20 protein-coding genes are annotated in these 22,243 nt (G+C 60.4%); 11 read left to right on the top strand and 9 right to left on the bottom strand.

Going from position 1 to position 22,243, the window contains the following annotated elements; all coding sequences use genetic code 11:
* The first annotated feature begins 162 nt into the window (after positions 1–162).
* The 3 genes from Q8X48_RS01430 to Q8X48_RS01420 are packed head-to-tail and all read left to right on the top strand — an operon-like array spanning position 163 to position 3,036.
* Complete coding sequence (locus Q8X48_RS01430; protein WP_407799234.1) at positions 163–1,275, top strand: glycosyltransferase family 4 protein; 1,113 nt, start codon at positions 163–165, stop codon at positions 1,273–1,275.
* Positions 1,268–2,044 (top strand): DUF2334 domain-containing protein, encoded by a 777-nt coding sequence (locus tag Q8X48_RS01425; RefSeq protein WP_407799233.1) that lies wholly within the window; start codon positions 1,268–1,270, stop codon positions 2,042–2,044. Before Q8X48_RS01430 ends, Q8X48_RS01425 begins: the two co-directional genes overlap by 8 nt.
* Positions 2,041–3,036 (top strand): lysylphosphatidylglycerol synthase transmembrane domain-containing protein, encoded by a 996-nt coding sequence (locus Q8X48_RS01420; RefSeq protein WP_015096619.1) that lies wholly within the window; start codon positions 2,041–2,043, stop codon positions 3,034–3,036. The genes Q8X48_RS01425 and Q8X48_RS01420 overlap by 4 nt, the downstream gene beginning before the upstream one ends.
* Before the next feature lie 23 nt (positions 3,037–3,059).
* Here the strand turns inward: Q8X48_RS01420 and Q8X48_RS01415 are convergent, their stop codons facing one another.
* On the bottom strand, positions 3,060–3,236 hold the full coding sequence (locus Q8X48_RS01415; RefSeq protein ID WP_193601762.1) for a hypothetical protein: 177 nt from the start codon (positions 3,234–3,236) through the stop codon (positions 3,060–3,062).
* Positions 3,237–3,322: 86 nt separating this feature from the next.
* Positions 3,323–4,171 (bottom strand): formyltetrahydrofolate deformylase, encoded by an 849-nt coding sequence (gene purU, locus Q8X48_RS01410; RefSeq protein ID WP_007977367.1) that lies wholly within the window; start codon positions 4,169–4,171, stop codon positions 3,323–3,325.
* Positions 4,172–4,507: 336 nt separating this feature from the next.
* On the opposite strand from purU, the gene mvaT reads away from it, so the two are divergent.
* Positions 4,508–4,885, top strand: a complete 378-nt coding sequence (gene mvaT / locus Q8X48_RS01405; protein WP_007933316.1) for a histone-like nucleoid-structuring protein MvaT — start codon at positions 4,508–4,510, stop codon at positions 4,883–4,885.
* 101 nt (positions 4,886–4,986) lie between these two features.
* Here mvaT and sbcB read toward each other — a convergent pair whose 3' ends face one another.
* On the bottom strand, positions 4,987–6,417 hold the full coding sequence (gene sbcB, locus Q8X48_RS01400) for an exodeoxyribonuclease I (RefSeq protein WP_407799232.1): 1,431 nt from the start codon (positions 6,415–6,417) through the stop codon (positions 4,987–4,989).
* A gap of 199 nt (positions 6,418–6,616) precedes the next feature.
* Here sbcB and Q8X48_RS01395 point away from each other — a divergent pair, with 199 nt between their 5' ends.
* The 4 genes from Q8X48_RS01395 to Q8X48_RS01380 are packed head-to-tail and all read left to right on the top strand — an operon-like array spanning position 6,617 to position 11,007.
* A complete protein-coding gene (locus Q8X48_RS01395; RefSeq protein ID WP_407799231.1) occupies positions 6,617–7,342 on the top strand; it encodes an RDD family protein in 726 nt (241 codons plus the stop codon).
* Entirely contained in the window at positions 7,339–8,316 is a 978-nt protein-coding gene (locus Q8X48_RS01390) for a stage II sporulation protein M (protein ID WP_407799230.1), read from the top strand. The genes Q8X48_RS01395 and Q8X48_RS01390 overlap by 4 nt, the downstream gene beginning before the upstream one ends.
* On the top strand, positions 8,303–9,847 hold the full coding sequence (locus tag Q8X48_RS01385) for a DUF4129 domain-containing protein (RefSeq protein ID WP_407799229.1): 1,545 nt from the start codon (positions 8,303–8,305) through the stop codon (positions 9,845–9,847). Before Q8X48_RS01390 ends, Q8X48_RS01385 begins: the two co-directional genes overlap by 14 nt.
* A complete protein-coding gene (locus Q8X48_RS01380; protein ID WP_407799228.1) occupies positions 9,844–11,007 on the top strand; it encodes a DUF4350 domain-containing protein in 1,164 nt (387 codons plus the stop codon). Before Q8X48_RS01385 ends, Q8X48_RS01380 begins: the two co-directional genes overlap by 4 nt.
* A 3-nt stretch (positions 11,008–11,010) precedes the next feature.
* On the opposite strand, the gene Q8X48_RS01375 is transcribed toward Q8X48_RS01380, so the two are convergent.
* Positions 11,011–13,521: a putative bifunctional diguanylate cyclase/phosphodiesterase gene (locus Q8X48_RS01375; protein ID WP_407799227.1), complete on the bottom strand. Its 2,511-nt coding sequence runs from the start codon at positions 13,519–13,521 to the stop codon at positions 11,011–11,013.
* Between the two features lie 661 nt (positions 13,522–14,182).
* Between Q8X48_RS01375 and Q8X48_RS01370 the strand changes: the two genes are divergently transcribed.
* Positions 14,183–15,184, top strand: coding sequence for an AAA family ATPase (locus Q8X48_RS01370; protein ID WP_407799226.1), 1,002 nt, complete (start codon positions 14,183–14,185; stop codon positions 15,182–15,184).
* Entirely contained in the window at positions 15,181–16,503 is a 1,323-nt protein-coding gene (locus tag Q8X48_RS01365; RefSeq protein ID WP_407799225.1) for a DUF58 domain-containing protein, read from the top strand. The genes Q8X48_RS01370 and Q8X48_RS01365 overlap by 4 nt, the downstream gene beginning before the upstream one ends.
* Positions 16,504–16,515: 12 nt before the next feature.
* Here Q8X48_RS01365 and Q8X48_RS01360 read toward each other — a convergent pair whose 3' ends face one another.
* Positions 16,516–16,875 carry a PilZ domain-containing protein gene (locus Q8X48_RS01360; protein ID WP_095965416.1) on the bottom strand — a complete coding sequence of 120 codons (360 nt, stop codon included), beginning with the start codon at positions 16,873–16,875 and terminating at the stop codon, positions 16,516–16,518.
* A gap of 234 nt (positions 16,876–17,109) precedes the next feature.
* A complete protein-coding gene (locus tag Q8X48_RS01355) occupies positions 17,110–17,493 on the bottom strand; it encodes a tetratricopeptide repeat protein (RefSeq protein ID WP_407799224.1) in 384 nt (127 codons plus the stop codon).
* A gap of 170 nt (positions 17,494–17,663) precedes the next feature.
* Here Q8X48_RS01355 and pyk point away from each other — a divergent pair, with 170 nt between their 5' ends.
* Positions 17,664–19,115 carry a pyruvate kinase gene (gene pyk, locus Q8X48_RS01350; RefSeq protein WP_007978464.1) on the top strand — a complete coding sequence of 484 codons (1,452 nt, stop codon included), beginning with the start codon at positions 17,664–17,666 and terminating at the stop codon, positions 19,113–19,115.
* 189 nt (positions 19,116–19,304) lie between these two features.
* Here the strand turns inward: pyk and Q8X48_RS01345 are convergent, their stop codons facing one another.
* From Q8X48_RS01345 to Q8X48_RS01335, 3 genes are read right to left on the bottom strand one after another with little or no spacing between them, the layout of a single operon-like run.
* Positions 19,305–20,054 carry an enoyl-CoA hydratase-related protein gene (locus tag Q8X48_RS01345; RefSeq protein WP_407799223.1) on the bottom strand — a complete coding sequence of 250 codons (750 nt, stop codon included), beginning with the start codon at positions 20,052–20,054 and terminating at the stop codon, positions 19,305–19,307.
* 29 nt (positions 20,055–20,083) lie between these two features.
* A complete protein-coding gene (locus tag Q8X48_RS01340; RefSeq protein ID WP_407799221.1) occupies positions 20,084–21,019 on the bottom strand; it encodes an iron-sulfur-binding ferredoxin reductase in 936 nt (311 codons plus the stop codon).
* Positions 21,012–22,118: a GGDEF domain-containing protein gene (locus tag Q8X48_RS01335; protein WP_407799220.1), complete on the bottom strand. Its 1,107-nt coding sequence runs from the start codon at positions 22,116–22,118 to the stop codon at positions 21,012–21,014. Before Q8X48_RS01335 ends, Q8X48_RS01340 begins: the two co-directional genes overlap by 8 nt.
* Positions 22,119–22,243: the final 125 nt, after the last annotated feature.

Here is a 22,243-nt window from a genome sequence, read left to right as displayed (position 1 = left end):
CCCACAAAGTTTTCACTGAACCTGTGGGAGCGGCCTTGCCCGCGAAGGCGGCCTGTTAAACACTACAAAACCCGCTGACACCCCACCCGCACAACCCCAACCGAACATCTATCCTTCATAAAGGTCAACCAAGGGAATACCGGGACCGGAGGATCGTTCATCGTGCATATCGCTGACATCACCATGTTCTACGCCCCTGCCAGTGGTGGCGTGCGCACTTATCTGGATGCAAAGCACCGTCGCCTGGGCATCAAGCCGGGCATTCGCCACAGTTTGCTGATCCCCGGATCGTCCTTGAGCGAGCAGGATGGCATCTTCACCGTTCCAGCCCCGGCCCTGCCCTTCGGCAAAGGCTATCGTTTCCCGCTGCGTCTCGCGCCCTGGCGCAATGTCCTGCAGGATTTGCAACCTGACCTGATCGAAGTCGGCGACCCCTACCTCACCGCATGGGCAGCGCTGGACGCACGGCGGCAACTCGATGTACCGGTCATAGGCTTCTATCACTCGGACCTGCCGCTGCTGGTCAGCAACCGCATGGGCAACTGGGTGACCAATAACGTCGAGGCCTATGTCAGCAAGCTCTACGGCAACTTTGACCGGGTCCTGGCGCCCAGTCGGGTCATGGCCGACAAACTCACCGGGCTTGGGGTCAGGAATGTGTTCGTGCAACCCTTGGGCGTCGACCTGCAAACCTTCAATCCCGATGCCAGAGACCCCGGGCTGCGGGCCGAGTTGGGCCTGGACGACAACACCCGTCTGCTGATTTTCGCCGGGCGCGGTTCCAAGGAAAAAAACCTGCCAGTGCTGCTCGACTGCATGAAACGCCTGGGCCGTCGCTATCACCTGCTGCTGGTTGGCTCATCGATGCCGACAGCCGTGCCGTCCAATGTGACAGCGATCAACGAGTTCTGCCCGGCGCCACAGGTGGCCCGCCTGATGGCCAGCGCCGACGCCTTGCTGCACGCCGGCGATCAGGAAACCTTCGGTCTGGTGATACTCGAAGCCATGGCCAGCGGTATTCCGGTGGTGGCCGTGGCGGCCGGGGCTTTCGAGGAAATCGTCACCGAGGACTGCGGCCGGCTTTGCGCGCCGAACGATCCAGCCGCGATGGCCACCGCTGTTCGAGAACTGTTCGGCTCGGGCAGCGTAGCGCTGGGCCGCCAAGCGCGGTTACATGTCGAACGACATTACGCCTGGGACACGGTGGTCACCAGTTTGCTGTGCCACTACCACGCCGTGCTCGGCAGCCAATGGCCGCTGACAGCCAATGGTTGAGTCCATGAACAGGCCCGCTTTACTGCTGGTACTGCACGACGTGGCCCCCCCCACCTGGGCCGATTACCAACCGTTCGTCAAAGCCGTCGACGCCTTGGGGGACGTGCCGATCACCTGGCTGGTGGTTCCCGATTACCACAAACACAACAAACTGGACGCCCATCCGCCGTTTTGCCGCCAGCTCAGTGCCAGGGTCGCCCGGGGCGACGAACTGGCTCTGCATGGCTATTTCCATAGCGACGAGGGGCCGATGCCCCTCAATCCCCGCGACTGGTTCATGCGTCGGGTCTACACCCACGAAGGCGAGTTTTATCGTTTGTCACAAGAAGCCGCCCTCACCCGCCTGCGCTCGGGCATCGAGATGTTCCACCGACATGACTGGCCGCTGGAAGGGTTCGTCGCCCCGGCCTGGCTGATGAGCCAGGGCACTCGCCAGGCATTGCGCCAACTGCCGTTGAGTTACACCAGCGACTCGCAGCATTTATACCGGCTACCGGATTTCACCGCGATCGAGGCGCCGGGGCTGGTCTGGAGTGCGCGCAGTGCCTGGCGCCGGGGTGTATCGAAGCTCGTCAGCGACCACCGTGAACAACGCTGGCAGCACGCCCCGGTGATTCGCCTGGGCTTGCACCCGGTGGACATGCGCCACGAGTTCTCGCACCAATACTGGCTGCAAACCCTCGAGCGTCTGCTCGATAAAGGACGCGTTCCGATGACCAAGTCCCAGTGGCTGGCGCTGCAAAACAACCGGATGGGCTGCGCCGCATGAGTCGCGCCCTGCTATTGCTCGTCGGCCTGCTCGCGGCAGTGCTGATTCCGTTACTGTTGGGCGGCAGCGAAATCGGCTCCCGGCTGAGCGGTTTTCCGCTGCCGTGGCTGTTGATCATGTTCGGCATGATCCTGCTGTGCTGGGGCGTAAACACCCTGCGTTTGCGCCTGTTGCTGGGGGATCAATGCCACAAGGTCAGCCGGCTCAGGAGCCTTGGCGTGGTGATGGCCGCCGAATTTGCCTACTGCGCCACGCCCGGCGGCAGCGGCGGGCCGCTGACGATCATGGCGTTGCTGGCGCGTCACGGCGTGCGTCCGGCCAGGGGCAGTGCCGTGTTTGCCATGGACCAACTGAGCGACTTGCTGTTTTTCCTCTGCGCCCTGAGCGGGATTCTTGTTTACGCCCTGTTCCAGCACCTCAGCCAGCGCATGGAATGGATGCTGATGGTCAGTGCTGTTTCGCTGTTCGGCGGCTTGATCACCTGCGCCATGGTCGCCCGCTATCACCGCTCGTTGATTCGCCTGAGCGGTCGATGGCTCGCCCGAGTCAATGTCAAGGCAACCACGCGAATGCGCTGGGCACGCAAGCTCCTGCAGTTTCTGGCGGCGTTTACCGACACGCTGAAATTGCCCGCGCAGACCTTGGTCAAGGTTTTCGTCCTGACCTGTGTGCATTGGCTCCTGCGCTACAGCGTGCTCTATCTGGCGTTGCGCGGGCTCGGCGCGGATTTGCAGTGGGCCTGGAGTTTTCTGATCCAGATGCTGGCCCTCAGCGCCGGGCAATTCAGCCTTCTGCCGGGCGGAGCCGGGGCGGCGGAGCTGACGTCGGCGGCGCTTTTGGCACCCATGGTAGGGAAATCCACGGCAGCCGCGGCGATTCTGATTTGGCGGGCGGTGACGTATTACTTCTACTTGCTGGTCGGTGGGCCGGTGTTTTTGCTGATGCTGGGGCGGCCGCTGCTGAAGAAACTGATGAAAATCAGGCAGGCCTGAAAAGATCGCAGCCTGCGATTTTTTTAATCCTTCCCGGTTTCATCGTCAGACTCCTGCTGCAGCTGCTCCCACAACTCAGCCGCCCCCGGAAACTCCGTACCGTCTTCAGGCCCCATATCATCGGGGTCGTAGCGGCTCAGGCAACCCTCGCCCAGCGTGGCGGGAGCCCTGGATGTGGCTTTGTCCAGTGGATCGGCCATGGTCATGTCCTCGGTGCAGAAACGGCGAAGGGCCTGGAGCGATTGAACGCCCAGGCCCTTCGAATTTCAACTGCGTCGTGCGTCTATCAGAAGACGACGGTTTTGTTGCCGTGCACCAGCACCCGGTCTTCCAGGTGATAACGCAGGCCACGGGCCAGCACCATCTTCTCGACATCGCGGCCGAACCGCACCATGTCTTCGATGCTGTCGCTGTGGCTGACACGCACCACGTCCTGCTCGATGATCGGGCCGGCATCCAGCTCTTCGGTCACATAGTGGCAAGTCGCGCCGATCAGCTTCACACCACGCAGGGAGGCCTGGTGATACGGCTTGGCACCGACGAACGACGGCAGGAAGCTGTGGTGAATGTTGATCACCTTGTGCGCGTATTCGCTGCACAACTCGGGCGGCAGGATTTGCATGTAACGGGCCAGCACCACCACTTCGGCGTCGTGCTGTTTGACCAGACGCGATACCTCGGCGAAAGCCGGCTGCTTGTCCTGCGGATTGACCGGGACGTGGTAGTACGGAATGCCGTGCCACTCCACCATGCTGCGCAAGTCATCATGGTTGGAAATCACGCAGGAGATTTCGCAGTCCAGTTCATCGCTGTGCCAGCGATGCAGCAAGTCGGCCAGACAGTGCGACTCGCGGCTGGCCATCAGCACGACACGCTTCTTTTGTTCGGTATCGGTGATGCGCCAGTCCATCGAGAACTCTTCGGCGATCGGGGCAAAGGCTTCGCGCAACGCTTCGATACCAAATGGCAGGGAGTCGGCACGGATTTCGTGACGCATGAAGAACCAGCCACTGAGATTGTCCGAGTGATGGCTCGCTTCAGTGATCCAACCGTTGTGTGATGCCAGAAAGTTACTGACTTTGGCAACGATGCCAACACGGTCCGGGCAAGAAATCACCAGACGAAAAGTGCGCATGAGGGGGAAACTCCAGAACTTCGCAAAGGCCGCCATTCTAGCGATTGCGCAGCAAAACTGCAGTATTGTTGACGTTTCGCCCTGCCGGAAGGTCGGTGCAGCTGGACCGACAACACCCGTGCCGGTTCGTCCGGATGCTCTAGCGGTGCCGGGCAATTGTTAAATTATGTATATCTGATGGACCTGAACCACACTAATAACGGCATTACCAATGTGCGCCCAAGACACGGCAATTAAATTAAATAAAGTTGGCTTAAATGTTTACTTGATGAAACACCGTGACTATTATTGCCGCACTGTCAGTTGCCATCCAGCGTACAACATAAGGTAGTTACCATGTCCTTGATCAACGAATATCGCGCCACCGAAGAAGCTATCAAAGAGCTGCAAGCCCGTTTGAAGAACCTGTCCCAAGACGACAAACTGCAAACAGAGCTGGAATTCGAAGGCAAACTGCGCACCCTGATGGGTGAATACTCCAAGTCCCTGCGTGACATCATCGCGCTGCTGGATCCAGAATCCAAAACCAAGGCACCACGCGGCGGCGCAGTGAAAACTACCGGCACCAAGCGTGCTCGCAAAGTTAAACAATACAAAAACCCGCACAACGGCGAAGTCATCGAAACCAAAGGTGGCAACCACAAGACTCTGAAAGAGTGGAAAGCCAAGTGGGGCGGTGACGTGGTGGAAGGCTGGGCTACCCTGCTGGGCTAAGCTTCAGAGCTTGTCGCAGATGGATCCGTGACAAAAAAAGGAACGCCAGCAAATGCTGGCGTTTTTTTATGCGCGGTATTTAAGCACCGGCAGGTTCGATTTCAAAGATGCAAACGCTGACGCAGTCCCCGGACATACTCCTGCCACTCACCGAGCACCCCCTGCTGAAACGCAGTGGCACTAACGCTCAATTGGGCCGCAGCCTCTACAAAACTTTCGAGGGTATTTGGCGCCCCCCATCCGGGATCTGACAAACGCTTCTGACAGAATATTCGCCAGCGCTCTTGCTCCTCGGCGTTCAACGTATCGGGAAAGTTGCGTGCGCGATATCGAAACAATAATTCAGGCAAGCGTTCGTCATCGAAAGGCCACTGCTCTTGTGCCAACTGCATCGGGTCAACGGTTCTGACTTGTTCGCACAAACGCCGGTCCCGATCACCGATGAATCCATCGTATAACTGTTGCTCCGGGTCCTGGCTCTGGGAAAAATCTTCGCGGGCATAAATCGCCAGGACTTTATCCAGCCAAACTTTCCGCGCGTCATTTAGCTGCAACACTCGCTGCTGATACAGCGCCATGTCCAGACCCAGGCGCTGCTGATCATCCTGGCGAAGTACCGACAACGGGGCCACCACCGGGCACTTGTTGATGTGAATCAGCTTCAACGGCACCGGCAATTCCCCCTCGGCCAGTTCGTCGTGGCGGGTATACAAGCGCTGACGCAAACTTTCGGCATCCAGGTCGAGCAGGCCCTGGGGATCGAGGTGCAGGTCACAGACAATCAGGGCGTTCTTGTTGCGTGGGTGCCAGGCCAGGGGCAACACCACCCCCACATAGCTGCGCGCCGCCGAAAAGCGTCCGGAAACATGCACCAGCGGTTGCAGCAGGCGTATCTGGTCCATGACTTTTTGCTTGCTGCGCAGTTGAAACAGCCAGGCGTAGAGCTTTGGCTGTTTTTCCCGAATGAGGCGCGCCAGGGCAATTGTCGCGCGAACATCCGACAGCGCCTCATGGGCATTGCCATGATCGATGCCGTTGGCCGCGGTCAGGCGTTCGAGCTTGAGCGTGACCCGCCCTTCGTCGTCCGTCGGCCATTGCAGGCCATCGGGGCGCAAGGCATAAGCGGCGCGCACCACATCAATCAGGTCCCAGCGGCTGTTGCCGCCCTGCCACTCCCGCGCATAAGGGTCGAAAAAGTTTCGGTACAGGCTGTAGCGGGTCATCTCGTCATCGAAACGCAGCGTGTTGTACCCCGCGCCACAGGTGCCCGGTGCCGCAAGCTGGGCATGCACCCGTGTCATGAAATCGGCTTCGCTCAAGCCCTGCGCCTGCAGTTGCCCGGGCGTGATTCCCGTGATCGCACAAGCGGCCGGATGCGGCAGGATGTCGTCGCTGGGTTGGCAATACAGATTGACCGGCTCGTCGATTTCATTGAGATCGAAGTCGGTGCGCAGGCCGGCCATTTGCAACGGACGGTCGCAACGGGGATTGATGCCAGTGGTTTCGTAGTCGTACCAGAAGATGGAGGTCACGGGCGATTCCTGAACTGAAGATCGGCAAAGTCTAGGCGTTCACCTCCCGCCACGGCCAGTAGTCTGTCATTCAAGCACCTTGCGCGGCCCGCCAGGCCATACATAGTTATGTCGTTTCCCTGCACCCCCGTCCCTCGAATAGGCTGCTAGCATCGAATGGATACACAATCCCGATCCAGGCCACATCATCAGGTTGCCCATGCTCGAGACCACAGCACAGCCACGGAATGCGCCGCTGTCACCCCCGCTGGATACGCGGTACCAGGTCGAAACGCCGGAGGGCGTCGACCTGCCACTGCGCCCGGCCGGGTTGATGGTTCGTACGCTGGCGTTCGCCATCGATCTTGGTTTGCGCGGCCTGGTCCTCGGTGTGCTGTTCATTGCGCTGGCGATGCTCGGCAAATTGGGCGCCGGGCTCGGGTCGATCCTGCTGTTCGTGGTGAGCTGGTGGTACATGGTGCTGTTCGAGGTGCTCAACCAGGGTCGCTCGCCGGGCAAGCAATGGATGGGACTGTGGGTGGTGCACGACGATGGCACTCCGGTCGGCTGGTCCGCATCGCTGCTGCGCAACCTGCTGCGCGTTGTCGACCTGTTGCCCTTCGGCTACTTCCTCGGGGCCATCAGCTGCCTGCAACACCCCCACTTCAAGCGCCTTGGCGATATCGCCGCCGGGACCCTGGTGATCTACCGCGAACGCTCGCACACCCGCCCCGAACTCCCCGAAGCCCAGCCCCGCCGCACGGCATTTGCCCTGACGCTCAGCGAGCAACGGGCCATTCTCGGGTTTGCCGAGCGCCAGGGCGAACTCTCCCGGGCGCGGGTCGATGAACTGGCTGCGATCCTCGCCCAACCGTTGCACGTCCCAGCCCCGCAGGCGGTGACCGAGCTCAATGGCATCGCCCGCGGCCTGTTGGGGCCGACATGAAGCAAAGCCTTTTTGAATGTCGGCACAAGGCCGAATGGGAACGTTTCTCCAGGCTGCTCGAGCAGTTGGAACGGGACGGAAAAGCCACCGACGCTGGCAGTTTCCCGAAGGACTACCGACGCCTCTGCCAACACCTGGTACTGGCACGGGAGCGTGGCTACAGCAGTTTTCTGATCGACTCGTTGCAGCAACAAGTGCTGCGCGGGCATCAACAGCTTTACCGTCACCGCAGCCGCCTGGGGGCCAATGCGCTGGCTTTCGTCCTCGCGGATTTCCCGCGCCTGGTGCGCGAACAGTGGCGTTTCGTGCTCGCCGCCAGCCTGATGTTCTTTGTCAGTCTGGCCGGTTTCGCGCTGCTGGTGTACCTGTTCCCGGACCTGATCTACAACCTGATCCCCGCCGAGCAGGTCAGCGAAATGCAAAGCATGTACGACCCCGTTGCCGGTCACCTCGGGCGCTCGGTGCAACGGGCCGCCAGTGAAGACTGGGTGATGTTCGGCTACTACATCATGCACAACATCGGCATTGCCTTTCAGACCTTCGCCAGCGGTTTGCTGTTCGGCCTGGGCAGCGTGTTCTTCCTGATTTTCAACGGCCTGATGATTGGTGCGGTGGCCGGGCACCTGACCTACGTCGGCTACGGGCAGACCTTCTGGTCATTCGTGATCGGTCATGGCGCTTTCGAACTCAGCGCCATCGCCCTGGCAGGCGCCGCCGGTCTGAAGCTGGGTTGGGCGTTGGTCGCCCCGGGGCGCCTGCCCCGCGCCGAGTCCTTGCGATTGGCGGCGCGCAAGAGCGTGCTGCTGATCTGCGGAGTCATGCTGTTTCTGTTGATCGCGGCGTTTATCGAAGCCTACTGGTCATCGATGACTCGCCCTTCGTACCAGACCAAGTACCTGGTCGGCGCGGCACTCTGGTTGCTGGTGGTGATTTATTTCGTATTCGCCGGACGTCGCCGCCATGCGCCTGAATGACGCCAGTGTGGTCATTCGCCCGCGCTCGACCTGGGAAGCCATGGACCTCGGCGTGCTCCTGAGCCAGCGCCACCGACGCCTGCTGATGACCAGTTGGGCGTTGCTCACGTTACCGGTGTTCGCGTTGCTCAGTTGGGGGCTCTGGGACTCGCCTTCTCTCGCCGTGTTGATTTTCTGGTGGCTGAAACCGGCATTCGACCGCTTGCCCTTGTATATCCTGTCCAAAGCCATGTTCGGCGAAACACCCACGCTCAAGCAGGCCCTACGGCAATGGCCGCGGCTACTCAAAGGGCAATTGCTGGCCAGCCTGACCTGGCGACGCCTGAGTCTGCAGCGCAGTTTCGTGATGCCGGTGGCGCAACTCGAAGGCCTCGACGGACAACAGCGCCAGCAGCGTTTAGCGGTGCTGTTGCAGCGGGACGCCGGCGCCGCACGCTGGCTGACGATCATCGGCGCGCACCTGGAAGGCGCGCTGTGGATTGGCTTGATGGTGCTGTTCTATCTGCTGCTGCCACAACAGGTCGCGCTCGACTGGAGCTGGCAGTCGCTGATCTCTGCGGCCACCCAGGACTGGCGCTGGCTGGAACACCTGACCAACCTGTTTTATGCACTGGTGCTGGTGGTCTGGGAACCGATCTATGTCGCCTGCGGTTTCAGCCTTTATTTGAACCGGCGCACTGTGCTGGAGGCCTGGGATATCGAACTGGTGTTCCGCCGGATGCGCCAGCGTCTGATCAGTGCGAGCAGCGTGCTGTTGATCGCCGTGATGTTGCTGATGTCACCTGCACACAGCGTGTGGGCCGCCGAACCGGCCATTTCACCCGACAGCCCGCGCCTGCTGGACCAGCCCCTGAACACTCAGGTCGCCAGGGACAGCATCAAGACAATCCTCGAACAGCCACCCTTCAAGAACCGGGAAACGCAGACGCGCTATCGCTTCAGCAAAGACCCGCCGGGCGCGCAAGCGTCGGGCGACGGGCAGACACCGCAATGGTTGAAGTCCCTGTTGCAGCTGTTTGAGGGACAGCGCTTCAGAGCCTTGGCGAACCTGATTGAAATCGCGCTGTGGGCCATCGTCATCGGTGCTGTCGGCCTGTTGATCTGGCGCTATCGCGACTGGGTGCAGGCGTTCGTCAGCCGGCGACCGACCCTCGACGCCAAAGCCGTGCGCCCCTTGCCGCAACATGCGTTTGGCCTGGACCTCAAGCCTGAGTCCCTGCCCGCCGACATTGCCACCCGCGCCGAAAGCCTCTGGCAGAGCCATCCGCGCGAAGCCCTCGGCTTGCTCTATCGCGCCCTGCTCAGCCGCCTGTCGCACGACTTCAACATCGCGCTCGAGGCCGCCGACACTGAAGGGCAGGTGCTGCAGCGCATCGAGCAATTACAGCAACCAGCCTTGCTGGCCTACAGCAAAAACCTGACCGGGCACTGGCAAGACATGGCCTACGGTCACCGCCTGCCCCCCGCACAGGTGCAACAGGAACTGTGTAACGGCTGGCGCGTGTTGTTCGACCCGGAAGCGCTCCGTTGAGTCGGCGCCGGGGGACGATCGCCATTGCCCTGCTCGCTGTGCTGGTGGCTGCACTGGGTGTTTATCTGTACCTCAAGGCAACCCCTTACCAGGTCGAAATCGACCACGGCCCTTCTCCCGAAGCCAGGGCCAACCCTTATCTGGCGGCGCAGCTTTTCCTGCGCCAGCAAGGCCTGAGCGTCGACCACGCCAACGGCCTGGACATCCTGCCCGGCCTCGATCCGCATCGACACAGCCTGTTGTTGCTCGGGGACCGCTACAACATGACGCCACGGCAGATCGACCAGGTGATTAACTGGACCCGGGGCGGCGGCCGGCTGCTGTTCGTCGCCGAGTCGTTGTGGGATGAAAAACTCGGCCACAGCAATGACCTGCTGCTTGACCGGGTACAACTGCGCCAGTCCTTGAGCAAGGACCTCAAGGAGCCGCCTCCGGATGTCGGTGACGATCCTTACCCACAACTGACCAAGCTCTATCTGGAAGACGAAAACGCCCCGGCCTATGCCGGTTTCGATACCGCTTTCCATCTCGAGGACCCGAAAAACCTCGCCCAGGCCTGGGCCAACAGCGCCAGGGCGACGCACATGATGCAACTCGATTACGGACTCGGCTCGATCATCGTGGTCACCGATGCCGACCTGTGGAAAACCCCGGCCGTCGAGCAATACGACAACGCCTGGCTGCTCTGGTACCTGACCGCCGACACCCGCGTGACGCTGATCTTCAATACCGATCACGACAGCCTGCCGACCTTGCTGCTGCGTTACTTCCCCCAGGCGCTGGTCGCGTTGTTCGCCTTGATCGGCCTGGGTTTCTGGCACTTTGGCGTGCGTCAGGGGCCCTTGCTGGAACCGGCACCGAAAGCACGCCGGCAACTGCAGGAGCACCTGCGCGCCAGTGCCGACTTCCTGTTGCGCCGCAACGGTCAAGCCGGCCTGCTGCAAGCCTTGCAGCAGGACATTCTGCGGCGCGTGCGACGTCGCCATCCCGGCTTTGAACAACTCGCCGTCGCCGAACAATGGTTGCTGCTCGCACGCCTGACCGGCCAACCCACACGCGCTATCAGCCAGGCCATGAGCCCGCGTCCGAATCAACGGCTTTCCAGCGTTGAATTCAGCCGTCAGGTCGCCCACCTGCAATCCCTGAGGAACGCCTTATGATCTTTATGGCGATTCAGTCTTGGTCCATGGGAAATCAGTGCTCGCCATGAATCTTTCGCGAACATACTCCACAAATTGTTCGGCTGGCAGTGGCGGGGAAAACAGGAAACCCTGGTAGGTCTGGCAGCCATGCTTGACCAGAAAGGTGCGCTGAGCTTCTGTCTCCACACCTTCTGCAATCACCGAAAGCCCCAATATCTTGCTCAGGCTCACAATCGCGCAGGCGATGGCGGCATCGTTGGAATCAACCAGCACATCTCTGATAAAGGACTGGTCGATCTTGAGTTGATCCAGCGGAAGGCTCTTGAGGTATGACAGTGACGAGTAGCCGGTACCGAAATCATCCAGCGAAAGGCCTATGCCGATCTCTTTCAACTCGATCATTTTGGCGACAGTACCTTCCATATCCTCAATCAGCAGGCCTTCGGTCAGTTCCAGTTTCAATTTCTTCGGATCGGCCCCCGTGTATCTCAGTACTTGCAGTACCTCCTCGACGAAGTCCGGATGGTGAAACTGACGGGCGCTGACATTCACAGCCATACCCAGCCGGGCGGTTTCCGAATGCCTTGCCCAGGCAACCAGCTGAGTGCAGGCTGCCTGCAGCGCCCAACGGCCTAACGGCAGAATCAACCCCGTTTCCTCTGCCAATGGAATGAACTCGCCTGGAAACACGACTCCGCGTTCAGGATTCTGCCATCTCATCAGTGCCTCTGCGCCAATGATACGGCCCTCACTATTGACCTGCGGCTGGTAATGAAGAATGAATTCGTTGTCCTGCAAGCCTTGGCGCAAGTCTACTTCCAGTCTGGCGCGTGCCGTGGCAACCGCCTGCATTTCCGGATCGAAGAAGCGCATGGTATTGCGGCCCGCCGCCTTGGCGCGATACATCGCCAGGTCAGCGCGCTTCAAAATATCGTCCGCTGTGCTCAGCTGCCCCTGGAACAGCGCAATGCCGAGGCTGGGGGTGCTGTGGTGCTCATATCCATCCAACTGGTAGGAAATGTTCAGAGATTTGAGAATCTTTTCGCCAATAGCCTTGGCCTGGATAGCTGCTTCTGGAGGATTTTCATTAAGGCCATCCAGCAGGACGACGAATTCGTCTCCGCCCAGGCGAGCCACGGTGTCGCTCTCGCGTATGCAGCCGCAAAGGCGCAAAGCAACCTGCTGCAGCAACATGTCGCCTCTGTCATGCCCCAGCGTGTCGTTCAGTGCCTTGAAGTTATCCAGGTCAATGAGAATTATCCCGCTCGTATGCAGCCTACGGGAGCTGCCCGCCAACAGATGCTGTAACCGGTCCAGCATGAGCCGCCTGTTGGCCAGCCCGGTCAACTGATCGTAGAAGGCCAAACGCTGGACCTCTTGCTCAGCGGTCTTGCGGTGGGTGATGTCAGTATTGATCGACAGAACGGATTGCGGCTGGCCATCATCGTCTCGCACCAGGGTGCGATGACTTTCGAGCGTGATGGTGCAGCCATCCCGGCGTCTAAGTGTCACTTCGTCCGCCCAGTCACCCGTTTCTATCAGGCTGTTAGTGGCCGCATTGAATGCGGCGCTACCCTGGTAGATCAACTCCTGTGCCGATTTGCCGAGTGCCTCCTCCTTTGACAGACCATAGAGACGCTCGGCACTTTTGTTCCAGTACAGGATGCGGTTATCCATCCCGTGAACGACAATGGCGTCCTGGGCCTTGTCCAGCAGCGATGCTTGCTGGCGGGCCTGCTTCTCGCTTTCGCGCAGCACTGCCAGATAACCCTCCCTTTCAGCTGCTTGCGACTCCATTTCGCGCCTGATCTTGCCCCCGTAGATCATGGCCGCACTGACCATCAACAGCACGAACACCATGATTGCGTATTCGACCCGGCGCAGTTCTTCGACCGACTCAAGCTCCTCTTCCAGGAGCTTGCTTTGAATCAGGCCAACGCGATCGCGCACGGTACTGAGTGAGGCGAGCAACAGGGCAAACTTCCTGTCCATCGTTGCCATGCGTTTGCCAGCATTATCCGACTGCCCCTCCCTGAAGTAGGAAAAGATCAGCAAGGCCTCGTTCACCATTTCGACCATCGCAGCATCAACTGCACCCACCTCATCCTTCAATGCAAGGGTAAAGGCTTGTATATCTGCACTGTGTTCAGCCTCATGGGCGATCCGTACTTCCAACTGTTTTTTGGCCATTGCCAAATGCTCGTTGAAGACGCGCAAGGCTTCATTCATGTTCCGCGATTCGGCTTCAACATTATGTGTATCGAACACATTATTGCCCGGCGCATTGACTGTGGAAGCCAGGCTGCCCAGCGTTGAATAGCTCGACAGCTGTTGGACCCATGACTGGTTTGCCTTGATGGAGCGGTGATAGGTATCGACGATCAGGTGATTCAATAGCACGCTCAGCACAACAACCAGCACGTCGAATCCCGCAAGAAAAAAGTACATGCGGTGCCACTTGGTCGAACGTGGCTTATTTGGACTGGTGGGTATGGCTTGCTTTGCGGCGCTTTTATCCCTGAAAGAATCCATTTCACAATCTCCAAACATAATCCTTCTAAATTGACCAATAGAAGCGGTATTCGGAAACCAATCAAGCTTTTGTGCCGACACTAAGCAATGCATTTGGCGATGCTAATTTCATGGTGAAATTTTTTACTCTCGGAAGCAGTCTCTTAATATTTCGGCGATAAAGCGAAATCATTTTCATTTGTTGTGTTTGACATCATCGTTCCAGGTAACGATTCTCCTCGCTCTCCATTGTAGAACTGAACGTCGGCAATCACTTTTGCCAGATGTTCTGTACCTTTCAATTTCCTCAGCCTCGTTCTGCACCTATGGCGAGCGTGCAGACCAAGCTTAGCTACTAATTTGCCATTATTCTGTTCGCCGACTGCTCCAGGTCGGTAGTAGCCCTTGATGGTCGGCAGCTTTGCGCCAGAAGCTGACCTTCGATCGAGGCAGGCAATGTCGGCAGTTGCACTTCAGGGTGGGCGAGTGACGGCTGAGATAGACTAACCTCCACCTCTGACGAATGCTCAAATGTGGGGTTGCCATGGGATTGCAATGAAGCAGATTGGCAGTCACTCACTCCTTCCACGCGTAAAAAAACACGTGAAAAAAGTTAGATTAGGTAAGTGACTGATTTATGGAAGATAAAACCAATGTAGCAGTTAGCAAGGCTCCGGAACCAATGAATGAGCCGATCGAGTCCGACGCAACGAGCCATGCCGCTCAACAGCGTCAGCGTGCCGGCCATCTGGCCCAGGCCGTACGCAAAGAATTGCAAAAAGCCGTGATTGGCCAGGACAGCGTGATCGACGACGTGCTGACCGCGCTGATCGCTGGCGGCCACGTATTGCTCGAAGGCGTGCCGGGGCTGGGCAAGACCCTGTTGGTACGCGCCCTCGCCCGTTGCTTCGGCGGTGAGTTCTCACGCATCCAGTTCACCCCGGACCTGATGCCCAGCGACGTCACCGGGCACGCGGTGTATGACATGCAGACCGAGCAATTCAAACTGCGCAAGGGGCCGCTGTTCACCAACCTGCTACTGGCCGACGAGATCAACCGCGCCCCGGCGAAAACCCAGGCGGCGCTGCTCGAAGCCATGCAGGAACGGCAAGTCACCCTCGAAGGCCAGCCATTGCCGATCCCTCAACCCTTCATGGTGCTCGCCACGCAAAACCCGATCGAACAGGAAGGCACTTACCCGCTGCCGGAAGCCGAACTGGATCGCTTCATGCTCAAGGTGCGCATGGATTACCCGGACGCCGAGCAAGAGCTGGACATGGTGCGTCAGGTCAGCCGCTCGACCCGGGCCGACATGCTCGATGTCCAGCCGATGCGCACCTTGTTGCAAGCCAGGGATGTGCTGGCCCTGCAACGCATCGCCAGCGACCTGGCGCTGGACGATCAGGTGCTCGATTACGCCGTGCGCCTGGCCCGCTCCACCCGCAGCTGGCCCGGCCTGACCCTCGGCGCCGGCCCGCGCGCGTCCATCGCGCTGGTGCGGTGTGCCCGTGCCCGTGCGCTGCTGCGCGGCGGGGAGTTCGTGATTCCGGACGACATCAAGGGTTGCGCCCTGGCTGTGTTGCGTCATCGTGTGCGCATCGCGCCGGAACTGGACATCGAAGGGCTGGATGTCGATCAGGTGCTCCGGCAGATGCTCGACCAAGTACCGGCACCGCGGCAGTGAAACCCTCGCGCCTGCTATTGATCTGGTTAACGTCGCTACTGGCCATCGGCATCGTGCTCGGCAGTCTGCGGGCGTTGGAGCTGGCGGTACCGGCGAGCATCACGCAGATCAATTGGGGACTGCTCCTGGCATTGCTGGTCCTGGCCCTGCTCGATGCCTTTGGGCTGAAGCGACTACCCTCGCCCCGGCTGAGCCGTGAGATACCCGGCAGTCTGGCCCTCGGTCGCTGGAGCGAAGTGCAACTGATCCTTGAACACGACTTTTCACAACCGCTGAGCGTACAGATCTTCGACCATGTACCCTTGGGCCTGGACTTCGAACACCTGCCGCTGACTGTCGAGTTGCAACCGGGCCAGCACAGCCGAATCGACTATCGGCTACGTCCACTCAAACGCGGGCACTTCAGCTTTGAGCACTGCGAAATCAAACTGCCGAGCCCCTTGGGTTTGTGGTCCGACAAACGCATTCTCGACGTCGCGGACCACACCCGCGTCTATCCCGACTTCGCCCGCCTCTATGGCGGCCAGTTACTGGCTGTGGATAACTGGCTCAGCCAGCTCGGCGTACGTCAACGCCAGCGTCGAGGCCTGGGTCTGGAGTTTCATCAGCTACGAGAATTTCGCGAAGGCGACAGCCTGCGCCAGATCGACTGGAAAGCCACCGCCCGCCAGCGCTCGCCCATTGCCCGGGAGTATCAGGACGAACGCGACCAGCAGATCATCTTCATGCTCGACTGCGGCCGGCACATGCGCAGCCAAGACGGCGAGCTGTCGCACTTCGACCATGCGCTTAATGCCTGTTTGCTGCTCAGCTACGTCGCGCTACGCCAAGGCGACGCGGTGGGCCTGACTACCTTTGCCAGCGAGCAGCCGCGCTACCTTGCGCCGGTAAAAGGCACCAGCCATCTCAACACACTGCTCAATCGCGTCTATGACTTGCACAGTAGCCAACGCAGCGCCGACTACCAGGCCGCCGCTACGCAACTGCTGGCACGGCAAAAACGCCGGGCACTGGTGGTACTGGTGACCAACCTGCGCGAAGAGGACGACGATGAGTTGCTCCCGGCGGTCAAGCGCCTGAGCCAGCAGCACCAGGTGCTGGTCGCGAGCCTGCGCGAGGACGTGCTCGACACCTTGCGTCAGTCACCGGTACAGACCTTGCCCGAGGCGCTGGCCTATTGCGGGACCGTGGACTACCTCAATGCACGCGCCGAACTCCATGAGCGCTTGAACGCTCATGGTGTGCTGGTGATGGATGCGCTACCCGGCGAGTTGGGGGCGGCGTTGGTGACGCGGTATCTGGGCTGGAAAAGAGCTTGAGCCTGAGTGATCTCAAGCCGAGGCCGGCAATGACTGAAAGCTGAAGTACTGCTTCAACGCCCTCACCAATTGCCCATACTCCGGCGGTGCCCGTTGCAGGCTGAAACCGGCGTCGTAATGTTGGGGGGTCGCGTCTTCGTGGCACCACAGGCAACAGGCCTGCAGGTCGATGATCCGCTGGCCGCCTTCGGTCGCCGGGATTTTCAGGCGCAGGTTGAAGTCCGCGCCGATCATCATTGGCAGCTGGCTGATCAGCATCAGCCCGTCTTCGGAGACATTGCCCAGGTAGCCGATGGGTTTGCCGGTGATACCGTTGAATACTTTCAGGAAATACGGCAGTTGATGCCGCTCGATTCGGCGGTCGGTGAACATGTGCGTTTTCGCTATGCAAGGCTCTTAAGCAGAGCCGCACTACTGCTTCGGAACGGGTACTCATTGAGTCTTGGCCCGCTCTCCCCGCTCCCGGTGCGCCAGTCCTTACGGCGCTGAGTCCTGCTTATGCCGGTCACAGGTGTTGCCCCGGTTCAGAGACAAGGCTCTAAAACCGGTTCCTTGGACTATAGCTCAGCGCCGCCGGGGAGCCAGCGATGGAATGCTCGCCTGCCATCAGAACTGCGTCGGTTTTACCGCCGCGGCACTGCGCAACGGGTAGTGGCCCAGGCTCTGCAAGGTTTCCAGGCGGGCGCGGGCGCGGTAGGCGTATTCGCTTTGCGGATAGGCGGCAATAATGAACTGGTAGGTCTGGGCCGCGTCGATAAACATCTTCTGCCGCTCCAGGCACTGGCCGCGCATCATCGACACTTCCGGCCATACGTAAGGCCGCGCGCGGCTGTCGCGTTCGACCTTGGACAGTTCGAGCATCACCTGCTCGCAATTGCCCCGGTCATAGGCGCTGTAGGCATTGTTCAAGTGGTGGTTCATTGCCCAACGGGTGCAGCCCGTGACACTGAGGGCACCGGCGGCAAGGGCAGCAATGAGTACGAATCGCATGGGGATCTCCTGTCTTGAACGTTGTATCGACCCGTGGGCGAAAATCTTCAGGCTGCCTGGCGCAAAGTTGTCAGGTTCAATAAAGAAAGAAAAAAGTAGTGCATACGAACAATGACTACACCTTCGGAGCATAGTAGCCTCACTCAGCGCTTGAACTCAGGAGTCTTTGCATGTCCGTCCGTCGTACCAAAATCGTCGCCACCCTTGGCCCGGCCAGTAACTCGCCGGAAGTTCTCGAACAGCTGATTCTGGCTGGCCTGGACGTCGCCCGCCTGAACTTCTCCCACGGCACCCCCGACGAGCACAAGGCTCGCGCGAAGCTGGTGCGTGACCTCGCTGCCAAGCACGGCCGCTTCGTCGCCCTGCTGGGTGACCTGCAAGGCCCGAAAATCCGTATCGCCAAATTCGCCAACAAGAAGATCGAGCTGAAGATCGGTGATCAATTCACCTTCTCCACCAGCCATCCTCTGACCGAAGGCAACCAGCAAGTGGTCGGCATCGATTATCCGGACCTGGTCAAGGACTGCGGTGTGGGCGACGAGCTGCTGCTCGACGACGGTCGCGTGGTGATGCGCGTCGATACCGCCACGGCCACCGAACTGAACTGCACCGTGACCATCGGCGGCCCGCTGTCCGACCACAAAGGCATCAACCGTCGCGGTGGCGGCCTGACCGCTCCGGCCCTGACTGAAAAAGACAAGGCTGACATCAAGCTCGCTGCGGAAATGGAAGTCGACTACCTCGCCGTGTCCTTCCCGCGTGACGCCGCCGACATGGAATACGCCCGTCAACTGCGCGACGAAGCCGGCGGCACTGCCTGGCTGGTGGCGAAGATCGAACGCGCCGAAGCCGTGGCCGATGACGAAACCCTCGACGGCCTGATCAAGGCGTCCGACGCGGTGATGGTTGCCCGTGGTGACCTGGGTGTGGAAATCGGCGACGCCGAACTGGTGGGCATCCAGAAGAAGATCATTCTGCACGCACGCCGCCACAACAAGGCGGTGATCGTCGCGACCCAGATGATGGAGTCGATGATCCAGAACCCGATGCCGACCCGCGCCGAAGTGTCCGACGTGGCCAACGCCGTGCTCGACTACACCGACGCCGTGATGCTCTCGGCCGAAAGTGCCGCTGGCCTGTACCCGCTGGAAGCCGTTCAGGCCATGGCGCGTATCTGTGTCGGTGCCGAAAAGCACCCGACCAGCAAGACCTCCAGCCACCGCATCGGCAAGGAGTTCCAGCGCTGCGACGAGAGCATTGCGCTGGCGACCATGTACACCGCCAACCACTTCCCCGGCGTGAAGGCGATCATCGCCCTGACCGAAAGTGGCTACACCCCGCTGATCATGTCGCGCATCCGCTCCTCCGTGCCGATCTACGCGTTCACCCCGCACCGCGAAGCCCAGGCTCGCGCGGCGATGTTCCGTGGCGTGTACACCATCCCGTTCGACCCGGCTTCGCTGGCGCCGAACGAAGTCAGCCAGAAGGCGATCGACGAGCTCGTCAAGCGCGGCGTAGTACAGAAAGGCGACTGGGTCATCCTGACCAAGGGTGACAGCTACCACACCACCGGCGGCACCAACGGCATGAAGATCCTGCACGTTGGCGATCCGATGGTCTGAGTGACCGGTTGCTGAAAAACAAAAGCCCCGCCATGTGAATGGCGGGGCTTTTTGCTGTCTGATCCATTTTTTGTTTTGCCTGATCCGCCCCCTTCGCGGGCAAGCCCGCTCCCACATTTTTTGCGGTGAATCCCAATCCCTGTGGGAGCGAGCTTGCTCGCGATGGGGCCGGCCCAGTCAGCGAAAGATTCAATGCCGCTTGATAAACCCGGTCAACGCCGCCAACGCCTCCGGTGACCGCAACCGCTGGGTGAACAACGCCCCCTCCTCTTCAATCACCTTGCGCAACAGCTCCCGATCCGGCGCTTTCATCAATTGCTTGCTGATCCGCACCGCTTCCGGCGGCAGCGACTCAAAGCGCAAGCCCATCTCCCGCCCCTTGGCCAAGGCCTCTTCGCCACTGCCCAAGGCTTCATTGGCAATGCCCCAGGCAGCCGCCTGTTCACCGCTGAAACCTTCACCCAGCAGCAACAACTCCGCCGCTTTGGCCTGCCCGAGCAAGCGCGGCAGGATCAGGCTGGAACCGAACTCAGGGCATAACCCAAGATTGACGAACGGCATGCGCAGGCGCGCATCGCGGCTGACGTAAACCAGATCGCAATGCAGCAGCATCGTCGTGCCAATGCCCACCGCCGCCCCGGCCACGGCGGCGATCACCGGTTTGCGGCATTCGAGCAGGTTGAGCATGAACTGGAACACCGGGCTGTCGAGGCTGGTCGGCGGTTGCTGGATGAAATCGGCGATGTCGTTGCCGGCGGTGAAGCATTCGGCTGAGCCGCTGATCAGTACGGCATTGATCCCCGGGTCGTTGTCGGCCTGTTTCAGCGCCTCGGCCAGTTGGTTGTACATGGCGCGGGTCAGGGCGTTTTTCTTGTCCGGGCGATTCAGGCGCAGGGTCAACAGGCCGCGTTCGCGTTCAACTTGGATGGCTTCGGTCATGGCAGGTCTCGCGTCTGAAAAGTCAGCGCTCAACCACGGGGCAGGAACACATCGGCCAGCAGTTGATTGCGCGGCAATCCCGCCAGGTACAGGCGCCGGGCAAAGGCATCGACACTGTCGGGGGCTCCGCAGAGTAAGGCCAGGGTTTGCCGGGAAACAAGCCGCAGTTGCGCCAAAGCCGCTGGCAACTCGGCCGGAGTCCAGAGTTCGACACTCAAGTTCGGACGGCTGGCGACCATGGCCTGCAGAGGCTTGGCCAGGTAGTGCTCATCGGCATCATGGGCCAGGTGAATGACACGGATGGCACCCTGGTGATCCTGGCGCAGCGCTTCGCGCAACACACCAAACAATGGCCCCAACCCGGTGCCGGCCGCCAGCAACCACAATGGCCGGGTATGCCAGTCCGGATCGTAATGCAAGGCACCGCCGCGCAATTCACCGAGACGGATCGGATCGCCGATGCGCAATTGCCGGGCGGCATCGCTGAATTCCCCGGGCTGGCGGCAATCGAGATGAAACTCCAGAAAACGGTCTTCCTGCGGCAGGCTGGCGAGGGAATACGGCCGCGCCACGTTACCCGCCCACAACACCAGGTGCTGGCCGGCGCTGTAGCGCAGCGGTCGCTGCGCGATCACCCGCAAGCGCAACACCGTGGCACTCAGCCAATCCATCGCGGCGACCTCGGCCGGTTGACCATCGACCTGCGGGTCGAAAGCATGCACCTGCAAGTCCTCGACCACCTGGCACTGGCACGCCAGGCGCCAACCCTGTTCTCGCTGCTGCGCACTCAGGGCATCGGGGCGACTGTCGCTCGGCAGACCCCGTACACACTGCACCAGGCACGCATGGCAACTGCCGGCGCGGCAACTGTAAGGCACCGGCACGCCGTTCTGATTCAGTGCGTCGAGCAGATTGCTGCCCGCCGCTACCGACCAGTGGCGCTCGCCAACCCGCAACTCAGGCATCGACGTTCTCCCACGCCGCCGCGCATCGGTTGCGGCCGTCACGCTTGGCACGATAGAGCGCCTGATCGGCCCGTTGCAGCGCGTCATCGAGATCGTCGCCCAGCTCCAGCAGGGTCATGCCGGCGGACAGGCTGAGATTGCGCACATTCAGACCGATCAACTCGACATCGGTGAAGGCGATGCGCAGCCGTTCGCAGCACGAAATCAGACTGTCGGCATCGCAATCGGGCAGCAGCACCACGAATTCTTCGCCGCCGTAGCGAGCCAGAACATCGCTGTCACGCAGGCACGCGGTGGCAACGCCAGCAAAGGCTTGCAGCACCTGATCGCCGGCGGCATGCCCGTGCAGATCGTTGATGCGTTTGAAATGGTCGAGGTCGATCAACGCCAGGCCATGCACGACTCCGGCTTCCATGGCGTTCAACTCGCGGGAAGCCAGGCGCAGGAAATGCCGGCGATTGAACAGGCCTGTGAGTTCGTCGGTGGCCACCAGGTCTTCGAGCTGGCGCATCATCCCGCGCAAGGTGTCCTGGTGCGCCTGCAAGGCAAAACGCCGCTGACGCATGCGTTGTCGTGAAGCCTGGACGTAGCGGGCATACAACACCAGCCACACCAGCACGATGAACAGCACGCATACCTGCAACACCGCCATGGCCGGGTCGGGCAACTGGAAGTGGTAGCCCTCCCACAGAGTGATCGTGCTGAAGCTGAAGAACACCAGCAATGCACATCGCACAAAGGATCGGCGTGACAGATGGAACAGGCCGAACAGCAGAATCAGCACGTAAAACACCAGGAACGCACCCCGGGCTTCGTCCAGATGGGCGATCAGCCAGGTTTGCCAGCCAAGCCCCAACAACACTTGCGCCTCGGTCAGGCTGGGGTCGGCGAAACGCAGGTTGCAGCCGCTGTAGAACACCGCGAACAGGATGGCCTGGCTGGTCACGACCAGTGCGCTGCCGATGGCGACACTGGTCAGCGGCGCGTCGTAGTGACCGGTAAAAAACGCCAGCCACAGCAACAGCAATACCAGGGCATAGGTGCCGGCCGCGAGGGCGAAACGTTTGAGCAACAGGCGCTGGATGGCGTTATGGGTCAATCGTTGACTCACCAATTGAAAGGAGACTGACAGAGCGTCCTACTCTACAGACCGCATGTCACTTTAGTGGCGTGGCCGATAAATGACCATTCAATTTTCGGGATCGACGGTCTGAGCCTTGCGCG

This window comes from Pseudomonas sp. QLc11A (assembly GCF_052112305.1).
GTDB lineage: Bacteria > Pseudomonadota > Gammaproteobacteria > Pseudomonadales > Pseudomonadaceae > Aquipseudomonas > Aquipseudomonas laurylsulfatiphila.
The sequence above is the reverse complement of the archived record's forward strand: the minus strand, read 5'-3'. Positions and strand labels throughout refer to the sequence as shown.